Origin of the sequence: Paenibacillus chitinolyticus, assembly GCF_045038035.1 — a bacterium.
In the GTDB taxonomy this organism is placed as follows: Bacteria; Bacillota; Bacilli; order Paenibacillales; family NBRC-103111; genus Paenibacillus_F; species Paenibacillus_F chitinolyticus_A.
The window spans coordinates 3,201,254-3,217,186 of record NZ_CP173427.1 but is presented as its reverse complement, the minus strand read 5'-3'; the positions used below and the strand labels follow the sequence as shown (position 1 = coordinate 3,217,186).

Sequence of the window (15,933 nt, the reverse complement as noted above, 5' to 3'; positions counted from 1 at the left end):
TTTTTCTTTAGTGTCCACTAATTGGGGGCTTGACCACGATGCAGGGGGTTTCTTTTTTGTTTATGAGGTTCATCTATACGGGTGAACGGCTATTTTACGGAAACAAGTTCACCTTGGGTAAAAGAAACCAGGTCAGCGGCCGTTAGCTGAAAAACAGCTTTGGGGTGGCCGGCGGCGGCCCAAATCGTCTCGTACCGGAATAGATCTTCGTCGATCAAGGTTAGGATGGCTTCCTTATGGCCGAGCGGAGGGATGCCCCCGATCACATACCCTGTCGATTCGCGGACAAAGTCCGCATCGGCTTTGCACAGCTTGTCGCCGACTTTTGCGCCGATTTCCTTCTCGTTGATGCGGTTGATTCCGCTTGCTACGACAAGAACAGGCTTGCCGGTGCCTTGCAGACGAAAAACAATGGATTTGGCGATTTGCGCGGTTTCGCACCCGATGGCATCGGCCGCTTCCTGCGCAGTCCTGGCATTGTCCGGAAGTTCAATGACTTTGCCGGTATGACCCAGCTCCAGCAGCTTGTCCTGGATTCGCCGGGCACTTTCCTTTAAAGACGACATCTTTTTTCTTCCTTTCCTTATCGGTGTAGCCGATTACAGATCTTCATAGTACATCATAACATGAAGGACGGTTTCCTGTTCGGAGAGATTCTTGTATCGATGCGATGGCCGGCTGGGAATCTCCCCGTTCGATCTGATAAAGCATGCCTTTGCTGACGCCGGTCACGGAGACCTTATCGAGGTTCAGGCTCTTTTTTGACGGATTCATTCGAGATTGCGCCCGACAATAGCATGAATGGGGTTTACGGGAACGGGACGCCGGTTTGAGAGGGTGATGGTTGAATCCACACTTTCGCGATATCGATGAGTCCGAACGAATCCATCTGCCTGCCTTGCAAAGAGTCGTGCAGGTGAACTTTTTTGATCACATGGCAGCCGAAGAGCAGCCAGTCGTTGTCTTTCAAGGTTCGCTCGGCTTCCCGGAGCAGCTTCATCCTGGAAGGTTCGGGAAATCCGGTGAAACCGTCCAGGATTCGGTCCAGCAGACCGAGCTGCTCTTCGGTAAGCAGGTGATGAAGGTAGTTGGAGCGGTTCTTGTAGTAGCTGATCAAGCCCCACTCCAGGTCGTCCTCCAGAACTTCTTCCGCCGCAAGCAAGTCCGCTTCGGCGGCTACCCGGCTGCTCTCGAAATATTTCATCGGCTGTAAGGTGAGCGGGAGTCCGGCCCGCGCGCAGCGGCCCTGGAGCCAACGGGCTTCTTCCTCTTCCTCTTTTTTGTTCATAAAAAAGAGCTGGAGCGCCTCGCCCCGGTAGCCGGACTTCCGAAGCAGCCGGACGGCTTCATGGAGTGGCGCAGCCTCGAAGGAGGCTGCCTCGCTCTCGCTTTGGAGGAAACTGTCCGCCGGAGCGATCCGGTTGCCCTTCAGTTCCGCCACCATCGCGGCCCGGTCGAAAATGATCCTCATCGCTTTGCGGAAATCGGCGTTATGATGGATGCCGGGTTTGCGGAAATTAAACAGCAGGTAGCGGGAACCGGCTGCCGGATTGATTAAATTGACTTTGAGATCGGTCGGCCCGGATTCCGTGCCGATGGCGGCGACGGAATCGTTCTCGTTCCCGCTGATCTGATAGCGCCGCTCGTTGGACGTATCTTCCGGCAGCAGCAGCAGCTCAACACGGTCCAGAAAAGGACGGTGTCCGTAGTAAGCGTCGAACGCTTCGAGCACAAGCAGCCGTTCGTTTTGTTCGGCAATCCGGAACGGTCCCGTCCCCGTCAGCCTATGAGAGGCGGGATCGAGATCGCCGGGCAAAATCGAAAATTGAACGGAGCTCAGGATATGGGGGAAGAAAAGGCTGCTGCGGCGCAGCTTAAAGGTCAGCGTATACCTGCCGTCCGTCTCGACTTCGCCGATATCTTCGCACAGCCACGCCGAATGGGACAGCCGCTTCAGCCTCCGCACGGTGAACAGCACGTCCTGAACCGTCAGGCTGCGGCCGTGATGAAAACGGACTCCCTTGCGCAGGAAAAAGGTCCAGCGCGTGCAGTCGTCGCTGCTCTGCCAAGCATGGGCCAGGCCGGGAACGAACCGGCCTTCGTCGGGTTCGTACGAGATCAGTCGGCTGCATACCTGACTGATCAGATAGGACTCGAACGTGGTGAAAATATAAGCGGGATCTTGGGTGTCCAACCGCTTGTTATGCGTAACCCTGAGCACATCGAGATGGACTCCGCCGCTTTCCTCGACCTGAAAGCCGAGGTGCGAATCCAGCATCGTTCTCAGCCGGTGTTTCAGAGCAACAGGCAGCGCTTCCATCGACAGAAGGTCGATCGCTTCTTTCAGCTTGCCTTTGTTCATAAGCTCTCGGAACAGGGGTAAGACAGCGTCTTCCGGTTCTTTCAATAGTGTCAGGCGGGAAGAGTTCCCGCGTCCCCTCCCGGGCTGCCAGCGTATGTACTGCTCGTCCTCCAGCTTTCTGAGGATGAATTTCACATTGCGTGAAGAACAGCATAGCAGGTCTGCCAGCCGCTCGATGGTAACGGGAAACGACCCGTCTTCGGACATTTCCGCTCCGGCCAGGAGTGGATAGAAGCGCAGAAAATGCTCGGTTATGTTCATGTCGGACTCCTTTTATACAAAGATGAAAAACGTCATAGAACCACATCACGTGTTTTCTCCTTTTGCACTTCATTATACACACAGTCGAGAGAGAAGAAAGCCAAGAGGATTCCGCAGCCTGGTTGGTACGGAAGTCGGATCCTGGAACGGCATAAGAGAAAAGCCAGAAAGGGACGGAAAACGTCGTCTTCTCAGGAAAACCTGCATATGATATGTTAGGTGATACCTAAATAATTAAGGTGTTGCCTAAAACAATACTGGGAGTGAATGTTGTGCTGATCTGGAAGTTACGGAAAATCATGGCGGAAAGAGGGCTTTGGACCGGCGCGGCGCTAGGGCGCCTTCTGAAAGAAAAGGCCGATTACGACTTGTCGGCTCCGTCAATCTCTGCCCTTTTGAATGAATCGCCTAAGCAGATGAAAGCGGACACGCTTGACGCCTTGTGCACCGCGCTCGATTGTACGCCGGGAGATTTGTGGGTCCACAAGCCGTCCGGCAGAAAAGGCGCATAAGCAGGCAGTATTCAGAAGGAGATGAAGCCCATGGCCGTGAAAACGATCCTTCCTTTCGGAGATCCTATGCTGAGGAAAGAAGCGAAGCCGGTTTCGGAAGTTAACGCGAGAGTGATCAAATTGCTGGATGATATGATGGATACGCTGTACGCCGAGGAAGGAAGGGCGGGCTTGGCCGCTCCTCAAGTGGGCATTCTGCGCCGTGTCATTGTCATGGACTGCGGAGAGGGTCTTATTGAGCTGATTAACCCCGAGATCGTGGACATGCGCGGAGAACAGACCGGCCCTGAGGCGTGTTTGTCTTATCCAGGCTACGCGGGAATCGTGAAGAGAGCGGAATATGTGAAAATTACGACGCTTGACCGGAGCGGGAACACGAGTGAGCTGGAAGGGGAAGGCTACCTGGCGCGCTGTATTCAGCACGAGATGGACCACTTGAACGGCATTCTTTTCGTGGACCGTATTGTCCGAAACGGTTTTTATCAGGAACAGACGGGGCAGCCTGCGGATCTTGCCGAGGTTATCCGTCTGACGAACCGGAAGTTTTAAACTGCGCTGACCGGATAAGCAGCCGGGAACTCAGGTCCCGTGCCGCTTTTTTTGAAGGAAGAAAAAGGCGGCATCGAGAACGGCATACAGGAATCCGGCCGCGAGAAAAAGACTGTTGTACCGGGCGGAATAAGGAATCGTACTCATACACAAACCGCCGATGATCAGATACAGGAGAAGCCGGATCGGGAGCTTGACCGAAAACAGGTGAAACAAGACAGAAGGCAGACCGAAAACGGCAAGAAATAACGGAAATAAGAAAAGAAGCGTGACAAAAAGAATCGCCGCCGTGAAAATTGTGGCGGATGAACCGCGGGGCTCGAATCCGTCCAGAGCGAACGGGATGGCGGCCATCAGCAAAGACAGAATGAGGCTGGTCAGCAGAGGATGAAGCATTAGTAGCAAAGCCGATTTCTTCTTCACGAGACCCCTCCTTTAAATAAATTACCGTTCAAACGTATCGGCGCAGGCTCTCCTTTCTTTTTAACCCGGATTTTTATGTCTGTAAGCGCAAAACGAGTAAATGCTGCGGTTCTTTGAACTAGTTTATCCTTGCCGGATCGGCCCTGTCCATCGTTCGATGAGGTTCGGCCCGAATAAAAAAATTGGGTCTTCCGTCATTTTTGTCAGAAAAAGCGTCTTTCCCGAGTCTCTATGACAGGTCAACTTTTTTGCGAGGTGCTTATCTTGAATCACTCCACAACGAATTTAAAAAATTGGGAACAGATGGATGACAACCATCTGGTGCAGCGGGCGCAGGAAGGGGAGCGGGAGGCGTTCGGAGAACTGGTCCGGCGGCACCGGTCCCGCATGTACGGGTATGCGCGGACGATTACCCGGGAATCTTTTCTGGCGGAGGACATTGTCCAGGATGCGCTGGTGAAAGCTTTTCTGCACCTGGGCAAACTGGTCGAGGCCGATAAGTTCCTGCCCTGGGTACACCGGATTGTTCGCAATCAGGCGTTCACCCGGCTGAAAAACACATCCGCCCGCGAACGCGCTTTCTCGCAGCTTGCCCCTACGTTGCAGAGTCCGGACGAAGAATCGCGGTGGGGCGACCTGGACCGCATTCTGGACCGGCTCGGCCGTACGGCCGCCGGCAAAGCGGATGCGCAGCTCACCCCGGAGGAGGCGTATATGCAGAAGGAGACGCTGGAAATACTGACCGGGATCATCGGCTGCTTAAAGCCGCGGGAACGGCGTATTTTCGAGTCGCATTTCTTTGACCAGCTCTCTCCGCAGGAAATCGCCGGGCTGTTCGAGCTCTCCTCCGCGAATGTGTACCAGATTATCAGCCGTTCCCGGAAAAAAGTGATGCAGGAAAGAATCCGCATAACGGTTGGCTCCTATATGAGAACGAGAAAGGATATGGGAGATATGAAAACGGTTATGGTACCGGATCATGAAAGTTTCACGGAGGCTCAGAGCTGGACCACGGCGGCGGATGCCCTGTATGCGATGCTGAAAGCCGCGGGCGAGACGCTGTCCCATCCGATGGTTATGGGGCTTACCGGGCATGCGTTCCGGCTCAACATCGTGCCGTCCAGCGTTCATATTGCGGGCCCGACCGCCTACAGCTTTGCGGATGTCCTCTCCAGGGGATTGGAGAACATCGGCTATCGGTCGTCTTATGTGGACGGAATGAGCGGAACGCTCGGAACGAATGCGAATCTTCTTGACCCGGTGCTTTTGGGCAAAGAAGCGATGGGCAAGCGCGGCATCAACCGGGCGCTGCCCGAAGCTCTCGACTTGATCCACCGTTCCCTCGACAGGGGCGTACCCGTGCTGGCTTGGGACTTGTTCCTGCCCGAATTCGGGCTTATCTACGGATACGACGACGAGCGGCATTTGCTTCATGCGTATGAATGCGGAAAGAAAGATACGCTGGATTACGAAAATTTGGGGCGCAGCGTGAAAGAGGAAATTTTCGTGCTGGCACTCGCCGATTCCGCCGGGACGACTTTCAAGCAGCGGCTTGGCCGGGCGATGAACATGATCGTAGACCATTACGACGGCAGAGAACCTGACGACTGCACCGGCTCGGTAAAAGGGCTGGCGGCGTACGATGCCTGGATCGGGGCTTTCCGGGGAGGAGAAATCGAACCCAATGGAAATGCCTACAACATCGCGGTCGTAAGAGACGCGCGGAGTCATGCCGTACGGTTTCTGAACGAAGCGGCAGAGCAGTGGCCTCTAGCCGGAGAAACTGCGGCGGGTTCTGCGGATGTTCCTGTCCTCGCGCAAAAAGCGGCACGGGAATACAAGGAAGCGCTGGAGCATTTCTCCGTTCTCAAAGAGCTGTTTCCGTTTCCGCAGGGCGGCGATCCTAACGAATCGGATGCTTCCGCCAAAGCGGTTTCCCTGTTGGAACTTATTAAAGAACGCGAACAGACAGCAGTCGGTTATCTGCGCGAGCTGACGGATCTGCTGCGCTAACGGAAAGCTCCCTTGCTTAGAATAGGAAAGGCCGCCGGACATCCGGCGGTTTTTTGTCTATCATGCCGGATGACAAAAAGAGGGTTTAAGTGAGGAAAGAGTTGTGGTATAATTTTACCTATCGGTAAGTAAAATAAAGCGACCAGGTTTGCTATGAGGGAGAAAAATCCATGTCCAACAATCAGACCCACCAGCAGATTCTCGAAGCCGCCTTCAAACTGTTTGCGGAACACGGCATTGATAAAACAAGTCTCGCCATGATCGCGGCCGAAGTCGGGATTACCAAGCCCGCCATCTATTATCATTTTTCTTCGAAAGAGGCGTTGATCGCGTTTATTTTCGAGGAGACGTTCCGGGACTATACATTTTCCCATTACTTCAAGCTCGACGAATTTACAAAAGAAAATTTTCAGTCGCTGCTTATCGAGAACGGGTTGAAAATGCTTCCCCAGGAAGAAGAAGAATACAGCGTCCTGCGGGTTTTGAACGAATTCCTGCTGGCTGTAAGCCGTCAGGACGTCTATCGGCAGCGGCTGTACGACATCGAGGAAGACTTTCTGCTGGGGTTCACGGCCTTAATGGAAAAAGGCGTGGAACTCGGCGTCGTCGCTCCGGAGAAAATTTCGGCGAAGGCTTACGTGCTTGCGCTCGTCATCGACAATTTAAGCAACTTCATGCTGATGGGCTTTAAGCCCGATGTGAGAGAAGTCTGGGCGGAAGCTGTCGCGGGCGTTTTGATCCGCGGCTGAAAACTCGCGGCTGTAAGAACAGCTACGCCGTTCGTGTTTATTTTAAGCAAAGCAGGTGGTGTCTTATGACAAGCTTCCATACACAACCGCAGCAGGTAACGGTCGGTCTCGACAGCGCGTCGCGGATTATTCTGCTTGCCGGTCCGGCCCTTCTGGGAGGTGTTCTGGGCTGCTTTATCCCCAGCCTCGCCAGACTGGCGCTTAAACTACCCTGGATCCCGTATCAGGGTCCCATTGAAGCTCTCACTTCTTTTCACGGGCCCTGGGTCAGTCTTGTCACAGCTTTGCTGGGTGCGGCTGCGGGCTTGTGGTTTACGGGTCAGGCATTTAAGGAAATCGTCTTCGTGACCCTCTCGGAGCAAGAAATTCAGCTGAAGAAGGACGGCCGGGTGCAGACAATTCCCAAAGAGGCGGTCCGGACCGTATTTATGGACGGCAAACAAATGGTCGTTCTGGGAGCCGGCGGCCGGGAATTGGCCAGGGAAACGTACGAAGCTCCCGCTGAGAGCCTGCCCGCCGCTTTGCGGCCTTTCGGCTACAGCTGGTCGGGAGAAGGGGACCCGTACAAAGAACGGTACGCGAGATGGGTGCCCGATATGCCCGGCGTCAGCCTGCCCGTCAATGCGCTCCTGAAAGCGCGCGAACGGGCGCTGCAAAAGAAGGAGAAGGAAGAAGCGGCGGATCTGCGGCGCGAAATCGCGAGGCTCGGCGTCGTTGTCCGGGACGAGGGAACGCGCCAGTACTGGCGCGGAACGGACGAAGGACGCGGTTAACCCGCGTCCTTCACCGCACTATGGCGGATGCTCACCGGCATCCGGTTCTGTTCGCCCGCGGCGCCCGGTTGCTTTTACAGGTCCGGCGGCGAACCCGTTCACGGCACGCGTACGTAAAAACGCTCGTCGTGATTGTCCACCCGGACCGGCGCTTCGAAGAACTCGCTCAATATCGCGGTGTTCATCAGTTCGCCGGTCGCGCCCTGGCGTACGGCTTCGCCTTTCCTGAGCAGCAGCGTGTGTCCGAACACCGGAAGAATTTCTTCGGTGTGGTGGGTCACGTAGATCAGGGTCGGCGTCTCTTCCTGCCGCGTCAGTTCGCGGATGCTCTCTAGCAGCTTCTCGCGCGAAAACAGATCGAGCCCGTTGCACGGCTCATCCAGAATCAGCAGCTTCGGATCGGCCATCAGCGCTCTGGCGATGAGAATTTTCTGCTTCTCTCCCTGAGAGCAGGTCCGGAACTCGCGGTCCCACAGATGCAGGCAGCCCATCGTGCGCATAAGGGCTTCGGCTCTGTTTAAATCGTCGTCCGTAAGTCGTTCGTACAACCCGATTGTGGCGTACTTGCCGCTGATGACGACATTTTGGGCATGATCCGTCCCGTACAGCTTGTCCTGCAGGGAAGAGCTTACCCAGCCGATCGACTGCCGCAGCTCCCGCAGATCAATTTCGCCGAACCGGTGCCCGAGCACGGTAACGCTGCCGCGGGTCGGCCAGATATAGCCGTTAATGAGATTGAGCAGCGTCGTTTTGCCGGACCCGTTCAGTCCGAGAAGAGCCCAATGCTCTTGGGGCCGAACCGTCCAGCTGACCCTCTTCAGCAGTTCCTTGCCGCCTGTTTTCCAGGTAACGTCTTTAAGCTCGATGATTGCAGAATCCATGGCTATCCGTCTCCATTTTCGTAAAATTCGGGGGCTGCCCCGTAAGCTTTTTATTAATCATAAAGAGAGATGCGGACGCTGTCGATACCAATTGTGCCGGATCCGTGTCCTAAAAAAGCAATTTTCGCTATTGCGGAGGAGGTGCAGGCCCATGAAGCTGGAAATGACCACCGGCCGTCTCGAATTGTACAAATACGAGGAAGCGTACGTGAACGAACCGCACCGCCATCCTGACTGGCTCCAGATGACGATCCCCGTCCGCGGAGCCTGCGAGTTTACGCAGTCCGGCATGACGTACCGCCTGGCGGAAGGGGAAGCGCTGCTCCAGCGTCCCGCGGAGGAGCATCATTTCAGGACGGGGCCGGGGGAGAGCGTGCTGATTGTCAAGCTGCACGGGAGTCTCTTGCCCGTACCGGAAGCCCGCGGGAACCGGTTCGACGTAAATCCGGCCGAAGCGGCCGAAAGGTTCGGAGTCTGGACGTCGGGGCTGATCAATTCCCGTAACGACGAGAGCTTCCGGGCTGCCGAAAGCCGTGTCGTGCAAGATGTAAACCGGATGCTCGAAGCGGGGATGCCTCCGGCGCCCGGACATGCCGCGGACACGGAGATCGTCCGATCCATAGCGGACCCCCATTTGCGGGACGCCTGGGACTACATGCGGGCGCATTACAAATCCGCGATCCCCGTGGATACTCTGTCGGCCATTGCCCTGCAAAGCCGGTATCATTTTATCCGGTCCTTTAAAGCGGCGACGGGATTGACTCCCCACCAGACCATTCTGAAACTGAGAATGCAGGAGGCCCGGCGGCTTTTGAGCCGCACATCCGAAACCGTCACGGCGATCAGCGCGGAACTCGGCTTCTCAAGCGCAAGCCAGTTTTATCGGTCGTTTTTGAAGGCCGAGGGTAAAACGCCCGAACAGTACCGCCGAGACAGCCGCATGTAACTGTAGACCGACACGAAAAACGGCCGCGCCCGCTGCCGTTTTTTTGCGTCGGTCACCGGCTGTTGTCTTCTTTTATAAAAGCGCAGCCTTTTTTCGACCTATTCCTTTCCCTTTAACAAGGTAAACAATCGCTTATGTAACGCGTTACTTAGTTAAAAGGTCCCGGTTTCGATAGGATCATAAGACTATATACATAAATATCCATTTTCCTATAGATTAGTAATGCACACAAATATTTATAGTTAAAGGAGAATGATTATGTCTCATTGGAAATATCCGCTCTCTACCCGGTTTATGTATCGTGCCCTCTGTTTTGCTTTGGGGAGTGCCATTCTCTTGTCACCGTTGCAAGCGCTTGCAGCATCTGAAACGCCGCATGCCGCTGAGGCGGGAAATTCTTTTTCCTCTCATAAAAACGAAAATGATAACGCTTACAGAAAAGACGGCAAGCATAAGCGTCTGACTCAGGGAAGCCAGCTGGAGGTCGGCGAAAGCCGTGTGCTCAGCTCTAAGGAAATCCGCAAAGAATGGGACGGCATCGAGCCGGAATACAGCCCGGATAAGGCCGTAGAGGCTGTCAAAGCGGCACTGCCGCAGAAGGATTACGAGGAGCTGTTCCCGTACCGGCTCGGATCGGCGCAGTGGCACGAAGCCGCCAAAGGGAAGGAGTACGACAAGGAAAATCAGACCGATTATTTCTCTTACGAGAACCTCATTCAGGCCGTAACCGAGGCGGCGAACATCAAGTACAAGGTCAGCACTAGGAAGGGGGCCCAAAATTCGCAGGAGATTTTCCGGCTTGACAAAGAAGGGAAGACGGAAACGTTAGTCTCCCGTTCGGCCGATTTCAATTCGGAAGCCAACCGGGGCAAAATCATCGAAACCGAAATCGTGGATTACGGCACCTTTCTGAAAGAAGGCACGAAGAAAAACCGCAAGCGGGAGCTTGCCGCACTGCTGGCTCATCTCTCCCACGAGACGGGCGGCGGATGGGATGCCGCTCCGGGCGGACCGCTGCGCTGGGGCTTGTTCTGGAATGAAAATATCGCCGGCCGGACGGGACAGAATATGTCCAATTTCGTCGATCCCGACAGTTCCAAGCTGTACCCGGGCTTTGGGGATAAGCGATATTACGGGCGCGGGCCGATCATGCTCAGCTGGAACTTCAACTACGGCCTGTTCAGCTCGATCATTTACGGAGACAAGAACATTTTGCTTAAAAATCCGGAGATCGTGGCGGCCGAAGGCAAAATCGGTTTCATGACGGCGATTCTGTTCTGGATGACGCCTCAGGCGCCGAAGCCGTCCGCGCACGATGTAATGATCGGCAAGTGGAAGCCGTCGAAAGAGCTGGCCGAGAAAGGGCTGAAGCCCGCCGGTTTCGGCATTACGACGATGGTGCTTAACGGGCTGGAAGCAAATCAGCCTGAAACCCGCCGTGCGGCCCACTACCGGGATATTACGAGCCGGATGGGCGTCGATATTTCCGGAGAGAAGCTGGATACGCTGGGAATGAAGCCGTTCTGACGAAGCGAGAGGTTGTGGAAATGCGAAGGCCGCCGGGAAACCGGCGGCTTTTTTGCGTTAAAACTCAGCGGGATACTCAATATTCATTGAATTCTACAAAAAATAGTTGTTTTATCATGTATGAGAAAAATATATAACAATTTATAATCTGTGTAAAACTATGTTAATAATTTGTAAATATATACAACACTTACGGAAATTAATAGGTTGAATATTTAGGGAGGGAATGTATGGACGTATTACAAGCGGATACTTTAAATCCTATCGAAAAATTTTCATGGCTTACTGATCAAAGGGACAGCGATAGATTGTACAAACGGAGATGACTATGAACATCATCCAGGTTGATCGCCTTGTAAAAGAATACAAAACGAACAAACGGTATCACGGCCGGTTTGGAGCTATAAAGACACTGTTCTCCAAAGAATACGAACGCACAAAAGCCGTAAACGATATTTCCTTTACAGTCAACAGGGGCGAGTCAATCGGTTATCTGGGACCTAACGGAGCCGGTAAATCAACGATGATCAAAATGATGACCGGTATTCTCGTCCCTACCGAGGGAAATCTGCTGGTCTTTGGTGTGAACCCGCACAAGCACCGCAGGGAGATTTCGAAAAAAATCGGAGTCGTATTCGGACAAAGAAGCCAATTGTGGTGGGATCTTCCGGTTGTAGACTCCTTTGAGCTCCACAAACATATTTACGGAATTTCAGATAGGGACTATTTAAATAGGCTTGAACAATTCACCTCCATGTTTGATATGGCCGAATTTCTCCATAAACCTGTCCGTCAGCTCAGTCTCGGACAACGTATGAAAGCGGAGATCGCCCTGGCGCTGCTGCATTCCCCTGAAATTTTGTTTCTGGACGAGCCGACGATCGGTCTGGATGTGATGACCAAGCACAACATCAGGCAGTTTCTCCGCAAAGTGAATCTGGAAATGAACGTGACAATTCTTTTAACGACACACGATCTAAAAGACATCGAGGAGATTTGCAACCGTATTCTGATCGTCAATCAGGGAAGCTGTGTTTTTGACGGCACAGCCGTAGAGCTTAAGAAGCTTCACCTCGGACAATGCAGCAAAAAAATCATTCTTGAATTCAACGCCGACCCCGGCATCATCACTCTGCCTCATGCAGCCCTGTTTAAGGATGAAGGGATTCGCAAGCATTTCGAGTTGATTCCTTCCGATACTGGTGAACCCGTTTCTATCACGACCGTGCTCAACAATCTTTCCTGTGTGAACGACATTAAGGATATTTCTATCGAAGATGTCGGCATTGATGAAGTCATGCGCGCCGCTTTTGTAAATTACAGTCAAAAAGATCAAAAGTGAGATGGCCAATGAAAAAATACTTTTCGTACATGCAGAAATCTTTTTTTTCTCTGCTTAAGCTACCGTTCAGAGGTGTGGCTGCGGATCTTAGGCAATGTTGTACTCATCTACATTCAGGTATCCATATGGTCTTCGCTTATTCGACATGCCGCACACTACGGATTCACATTGGAGGACATGATCGCATATTCGATCGTAACTACGGCGGTGTCTAACTTGTTGATGACCAATGTATTCCGGTCCGTTGACAGTAAGTTGAAATCAGGCGATATCTGTATGGATTTGCAGAAGCCGGTCGTTTTTCCGTTCTACTTGTTTTTTTATCAGCTAGGTGTCACTTTATTTCAAACGCTGTTTACGACAATTCCGTCCGTCGCTTTAGCTTTTTTAGTCTTTGGTTTCCAGCCGCCGGAATTAGACAAACTTGTTCCTTTCTTATTCAGTGTTCTCCTTGCGCTTTTGATTTCATTCCTGTTCGGATATTTAATTGCGCTGATCTCATTTTGGTTTCTGACGACATTTGCTCTGGAATGGACATTTGGCGCCCTCATGCTCATATTCTCCGGCTCATTTTTACCGATATGGTTTTTTACGCCGGCCTGGTCCAAAATAGCGGAAGCACTCCCGTTTCAGTATTTGGGTTTTATACCGAGTGCCATCTATATGGGAAAAGTAGCGGAACCGTACTTGGCGCTGGGCAAAGGTGCGTTGTGGGCGCTTCTTCTGTTACTGGCAGTGAGCTTCTTATGGAAGAAGGCTATAAACCGACTTGAGGTTCAAGGTGGATAGAGAAGAGAGGGAAGTCTGTTGACCGTTCATTTGTTTTTTCACTTTCTTCGGATAATATTTAAAAGCCGCATGGAATACCGGGCTGATTTCTTTCTCGGCGTGTTCGGCCAAATAGTAGGCTACGCCGCTGATTACGTGATTTTATGGCTGTTAATACAGTCTTTCTCAACGATAGACGGGTGGACTTGGCCGGAACTCGCGTTTTTGGTTAGCCTCAACATATTGAGCTATGCGATCGGCGCATCGTTCACCTACACTCCGACGGCTAATATGGAAGAACTGATCCGAACAGGGGACTTTGACAAATATTTGACCAAACCATTGAATACATTGATGTATTTGATAGCGAGCATGTTCAATTTCGGATATATTGCGCATATTACGATTTCGATGTCCATTCTATTATGGTCCGTAACCGCGCTTTCCGTGCAATGGACGTTTCTTAAAATCTTGTACCTGATCTGTGTCTTAATCGGCGGGGCCATGATTCAGGCGGGAGCACTGATATTAGTCAGCTGCTGGGGCTTTTTGTTCACGAAGTCACAATATTTGTTCAGCTTATATTTTAAAATGAAAGAATTCATCTCATACCCTATGTCGATCTATGCGCCGTTTATTCAAATCTGTTTGACCTGGATCATTCCGTTGGCTTTTATAAATTATTACCCTTCCTTGTTCTTGCTCGGGAAGCAGGAAGGGATTCTAGTTTACCTGCCCCCTCTGCTCGGACCCGTCTTTCTCTTAGTCGTGATTAAGTTATGGTTTGTCGGCGTGAACCGTTATCAGGGAACGGGAAGTTAACGCTCAGGCGCCCCAAAGGCTGCTGATACCATCACCATCGTGGATCGGCAGTTTTTTTGCGTTCTAGTCGGCGGAGCTAATATTGTTCTGCAAAGGATCGGATATCCGAAGGATAAGAGACTCAGAATAATTCGCGATGGATGTCTTCTCACTTTGCACCTATTTTAGCGGCATGGTAAGGTAAATCTGTTCCACTATTTAACTGCTGAAGAGGTTGTGAGGCTGTCATGTATAAAATTTTCATCGTGGAAGATGACCCGAAAATTGCCGGCCTTCTGCGTTCGTATCTCGTCAAGTACGGATACGAGGTGGACGAAGCGGAAGATTTCGGCCTCGTTCTGGACGCGTTTCTGGCGTCCGGGGCTCATCTGATCCTGCTGGACGTCAATCTGCCGAGCTATGACGGGTTTTACTGGTGCCGCCAGATCCGCGCCCATTCCGTTTGTCCGATTCTGTTTATTTCCGCCCGGGACAGCCAGATGGACCAGGTGATGGCGCTGGAGAACGGGGCGGATGATTATATAACGAAACCTTACGATATGGAGATCGTTCTGGCCAAAATCCGCAGTCATCTGCGCAGAGCTTACGGCTCGTACGCCCAGACGCAGGAGGAGAGAACCGTGCAGTGCGGTTCGCTCGTGCTGTATCCGGAGCGGTATGTCGTCAGCGTGGACGGCCGGTCCGCCGAACTGACGCAGAAGGAATCGGTGCTGCTGGAGGCGCTGATGGAGAAGCAGGGACGCGTCGTCGGCCGGGAACGGCTGCTGGACCTGATGTGGGAAGATCAGCATTTTATAGACGACAACACGCTGAACGTATATATTACACGGGTCCGCAAAAAGCTCAAGGAACTGGGCTGCCCGCATGCCGTGGAAACCGTTAGAGGGGCCGGTTACCGCTTCGGCGCAGCGCCTCCCGGACAAGTATGAGCCTGTTCTGGAAAGACCACAAGCCGCTGCTGCTGTTTTATCTGGCCCAGATGCTGCTGGTGCCCGCCCTCTACTGGCTGAGCGGGGAAGGCCGCCCGCCCGGAATCGTGCTTTACGGGATGGCGATCAGCTTCGCCGTGCTTCTGCTGTATCTCCTTTTCCGGTACTGGCAGCAAAGTGCGCTCTACAACAGCCTGGACAATCCTTCATCCGCCGCGGACGGCAGCTTTGAGATACCGGGGGACTCGGCGCTCGCGGAGGCGTTCCGGGAAGTGCTTCGCGCGAAGGAGCGGACGTATGAGCAGCACCTTCATGCGTATCAGAGCAAGATGGACCGGCATATCGAGTTTATGAACCGCTGGGTCCATCAGATGAAAACCCCGCTGTCCGTTATGCAGCTTACGCTCCGGGAGCTGGAAGACGAGCATATGCGGAGCCTCCAGGAAGAACTCGACCGCATCCGGAAAGGGCTGGAGATGGTGCTCTACACCTCGCGGCTGGACCGGTTCAGCGAAGATTTTCGCGTGGAAACGACGAACCTTCTGCGGGTAGTCGGCGAGTCGGTGGCGGAAAACCGGCGGCTCTTCATCCGCAAAGGAATTGCCGCGAAGCTTCATATCGGCGAGAGTCTGGAAGTGTACACCGACCGGAAATGGCTGCGTTTTATGCTCGGTCAGATTTTGACCAATGCGGTTAACTATTCCGCCGGAAAAGGGGACAGCGTCTCGATTACCGCTTTCAGGCAGGGAAACGCCACCGTGCTGGAAATTACGGATCAGGGGATCGGGATTGCCCGCGAAGACTTGAAACGGGTGTTCAACCCGTATTACACGGGCCAGAGGGGCAGGCAGTACCACGAGTCGACGGGAATGGGCCTGTACCTGGTCAAGGAGATCGCCGGGAAACTCGGACACGCCGTCGAGCTGGAATCGGAGGCGGGTGCCGGCACGACCGTGCGGATTCTTTTCCGGCCGGGACAACAAGCCTGACCGGCGGCAACCCGTACAATAAGAGCGCTGCAGGCTGCAGCGCTCTTATTTTTGCCGTGCGGGCGGTCTGCGAATACTTCCGAACGG

General features: G+C 53.2%; 16 protein-coding genes. 12 read left to right on the top strand and 4 right to left on the bottom strand.

Annotation, left to right across the window (positions count from 1 at the left end; translation table 11 throughout):
- Positions 1 to 89: 89 nt before the first annotated feature.
- On the bottom strand, positions 90 to 566 hold the full coding sequence (locus tag ACI48J_RS14480; RefSeq protein ID WP_326051828.1) for a YbaK/EbsC family protein: 477 nt from the start codon (positions 564 to 566) through the stop codon (positions 90 to 92).
- A gap of 242 nt (positions 567 to 808) precedes the next feature.
- Positions 809 to 2,623 carry an ABC transporter substrate-binding protein gene (locus tag ACI48J_RS14475; protein ID WP_405078881.1) on the bottom strand — a complete coding sequence of 605 codons (1,815 nt, stop codon included), beginning with the start codon at positions 2,621 to 2,623 and terminating at the stop codon, positions 809 to 811.
- A 272-nt stretch (positions 2,624 to 2,895) separates the two neighbouring features.
- Here ACI48J_RS14475 and ACI48J_RS14470 point away from each other — a divergent pair, with 272 nt between their 5' ends.
- Positions 2,896 to 3,135 (top strand): helix-turn-helix domain-containing protein, encoded by a 240-nt coding sequence (locus ACI48J_RS14470; RefSeq protein ID WP_405078880.1) that lies wholly within the window; start codon positions 2,896 to 2,898, stop codon positions 3,133 to 3,135.
- 30 nt (positions 3,136 to 3,165) lie between these two features.
- Entirely contained in the window at positions 3,166 to 3,684 is a 519-nt protein-coding gene (gene def, locus ACI48J_RS14465) for a peptide deformylase (RefSeq protein WP_405078879.1), read from the top strand.
- Positions 3,685 to 3,714: 30 nt separating this feature from the next.
- Here the strand turns inward: def and ACI48J_RS14460 are convergent, their stop codons facing one another.
- Positions 3,715 to 4,107: a hypothetical protein gene (locus ACI48J_RS14460; RefSeq protein ID WP_405078877.1), complete on the bottom strand. Its 393-nt coding sequence runs from the start codon at positions 4,105 to 4,107 to the stop codon at positions 3,715 to 3,717.
- Between the two features lie 231 nt (positions 4,108 to 4,338).
- Between ACI48J_RS14460 and ACI48J_RS14455 the strand changes: the two genes are divergently transcribed.
- The 3 genes from ACI48J_RS14455 (at position 4,339) to ACI48J_RS14445 (ending at position 7,642) form a co-directional block, all read left to right on the top strand.
- Positions 4,339 to 6,120, top strand: coding sequence for an RNA polymerase sigma factor (locus ACI48J_RS14455; RefSeq protein ID WP_405078875.1), 1,782 nt, complete (start codon positions 4,339 to 4,341; stop codon positions 6,118 to 6,120).
- 170 nt (positions 6,121 to 6,290) lie between these two features.
- A complete protein-coding gene (locus ACI48J_RS14450; protein WP_405078874.1) occupies positions 6,291 to 6,869 on the top strand; it encodes a TetR/AcrR family transcriptional regulator in 579 nt (192 codons plus the stop codon).
- Positions 6,870 to 6,934: 65 nt separating this feature from the next.
- Complete coding sequence (locus ACI48J_RS14445; RefSeq protein ID WP_405078872.1) at positions 6,935 to 7,642, top strand: DUF308 domain-containing protein; 708 nt, start codon at positions 6,935 to 6,937, stop codon at positions 7,640 to 7,642.
- A 98-nt stretch (positions 7,643 to 7,740) separates the two neighbouring features.
- On the opposite strand, the gene ACI48J_RS14440 is transcribed toward ACI48J_RS14445, so the two are convergent.
- Positions 7,741 to 8,523, bottom strand: a complete 783-nt coding sequence (locus ACI48J_RS14440; RefSeq protein WP_405078870.1) for an ABC transporter ATP-binding protein — start codon at positions 8,521 to 8,523, stop codon at positions 7,741 to 7,743.
- Positions 8,524 to 8,674: 151 nt separating this feature from the next.
- Here ACI48J_RS14440 and ACI48J_RS14435 point away from each other — a divergent pair, with 151 nt between their 5' ends.
- The 7 genes from ACI48J_RS14435 to ACI48J_RS14405 all read left to right on the top strand — a co-directional run bounded on the left by ACI48J_RS14435 (position 8,675) and on the right by ACI48J_RS14405 (position 15,846).
- Positions 8,675 to 9,469 (top strand): helix-turn-helix domain-containing protein, encoded by a 795-nt coding sequence (locus ACI48J_RS14435; RefSeq protein ID WP_405078868.1) that lies wholly within the window; start codon positions 8,675 to 8,677, stop codon positions 9,467 to 9,469.
- Positions 9,470 to 9,727: 258 nt separating this feature from the next.
- Complete coding sequence (locus tag ACI48J_RS14430) at positions 9,728 to 10,996, top strand: chitinase (protein WP_405078866.1); 1,269 nt, start codon at positions 9,728 to 9,730, stop codon at positions 10,994 to 10,996.
- Between the two features lie 328 nt (positions 10,997 to 11,324).
- Positions 11,325 to 12,338, top strand: a complete 1,014-nt coding sequence (locus ACI48J_RS14425; protein WP_405078864.1) for an ATP-binding cassette domain-containing protein — start codon at positions 11,325 to 11,327, stop codon at positions 12,336 to 12,338.
- Between the two features lie 177 nt (positions 12,339 to 12,515).
- The gene (locus ACI48J_RS14420; protein WP_405078862.1) at positions 12,516 to 13,127 is read left to right on the top strand and encodes an ABC transporter permease; all 612 of its coding nucleotides are present in this window, start codon (positions 12,516 to 12,518) and stop codon (positions 13,125 to 13,127) included.
- Between the two features lie 69 nt (positions 13,128 to 13,196).
- Positions 13,197 to 13,928 (top strand): ABC transporter permease, encoded by a 732-nt coding sequence (locus tag ACI48J_RS14415; protein ID WP_405083230.1) that lies wholly within the window; start codon positions 13,197 to 13,199, stop codon positions 13,926 to 13,928.
- Positions 13,929 to 14,155: 227 nt separating this feature from the next.
- Positions 14,156 to 14,857, top strand: a complete 702-nt coding sequence (locus ACI48J_RS14410) for a response regulator transcription factor (RefSeq protein WP_405078860.1) — start codon at positions 14,156 to 14,158, stop codon at positions 14,855 to 14,857.
- Complete coding sequence (locus tag ACI48J_RS14405; RefSeq protein ID WP_405078859.1) at positions 14,854 to 15,846, top strand: sensor histidine kinase; 993 nt, start codon at positions 14,854 to 14,856, stop codon at positions 15,844 to 15,846. The genes ACI48J_RS14410 and ACI48J_RS14405 overlap by 4 nt, the downstream gene beginning before the upstream one ends.
- Positions 15,847 to 15,933 lie beyond the last annotated feature (87 nt).

Excerpts from the sequence above, each read along its gene's own strand:
- ACI48J_RS14445 (WP_405078872.1), top strand. The coding sequence starts at position 6,935 with ATGACAAGCTTCCATACACAACCGCAGCAGGTAACGGTCGGTCTCGAC.
- ACI48J_RS14480 (WP_326051828.1), bottom strand. The coding sequence starts at position 566 with ATGTCGTCTTTAAAGGAAAGTGCCCGGCGAATCCAGGACAAGCTGCTG.
- ACI48J_RS14425 (WP_405078864.1), top strand. The coding sequence starts at position 11,325 with ATGAACATCATCCAGGTTGATCGCCTTGTAAAAGAATACAAAACGAAC.
- ACI48J_RS14410 (WP_405078860.1), top strand. The coding sequence starts at position 14,156 with ATGTATAAAATTTTCATCGTGGAAGATGACCCGAAAATTGCCGGCCTT.
- ACI48J_RS14405 (WP_405078859.1), top strand. The coding sequence starts at position 14,854 with ATGAGCCTGTTCTGGAAAGACCACAAGCCGCTGCTGCTGTTTTATCTG.
- ACI48J_RS14430 (WP_405078866.1), top strand. The coding sequence starts at position 9,728 with ATGTCTCATTGGAAATATCCGCTCTCTACCCGGTTTATGTATCGTGCC.
- ACI48J_RS14450 (WP_405078874.1), top strand. The coding sequence starts at position 6,291 with ATGTCCAACAATCAGACCCACCAGCAGATTCTCGAAGCCGCCTTCAAA.
- ACI48J_RS14475 (WP_405078881.1), bottom strand. The coding sequence starts at position 2,623 with ATGAACATAACCGAGCATTTTCTGCGCTTCTATCCACTCCTGGCCGGA.
- ACI48J_RS14455 (WP_405078875.1), top strand. The coding sequence starts at position 4,339 with ATGACAGGTCAACTTTTTTGCGAGGTGCTTATCTTGAATCACTCCACA.
- def (WP_405078879.1), top strand. The coding sequence starts at position 3,166 with ATGGCCGTGAAAACGATCCTTCCTTTCGGAGATCCTATGCTGAGGAAA.
- ACI48J_RS14440 (WP_405078870.1), bottom strand. The coding sequence starts at position 8,523 with ATGGATTCTGCAATCATCGAGCTTAAAGACGTTACCTGGAAAACAGGC.
- ACI48J_RS14415 (WP_405083230.1), top strand. The coding sequence starts at position 13,197 with ATGGAATACCGGGCTGATTTCTTTCTCGGCGTGTTCGGCCAAATAGTA.
- ACI48J_RS14420 (WP_405078862.1), top strand. The coding sequence starts at position 12,516 with ATGATCGCATATTCGATCGTAACTACGGCGGTGTCTAACTTGTTGATG.
- ACI48J_RS14435 (WP_405078868.1), top strand. The coding sequence starts at position 8,675 with ATGAAGCTGGAAATGACCACCGGCCGTCTCGAATTGTACAAATACGAG.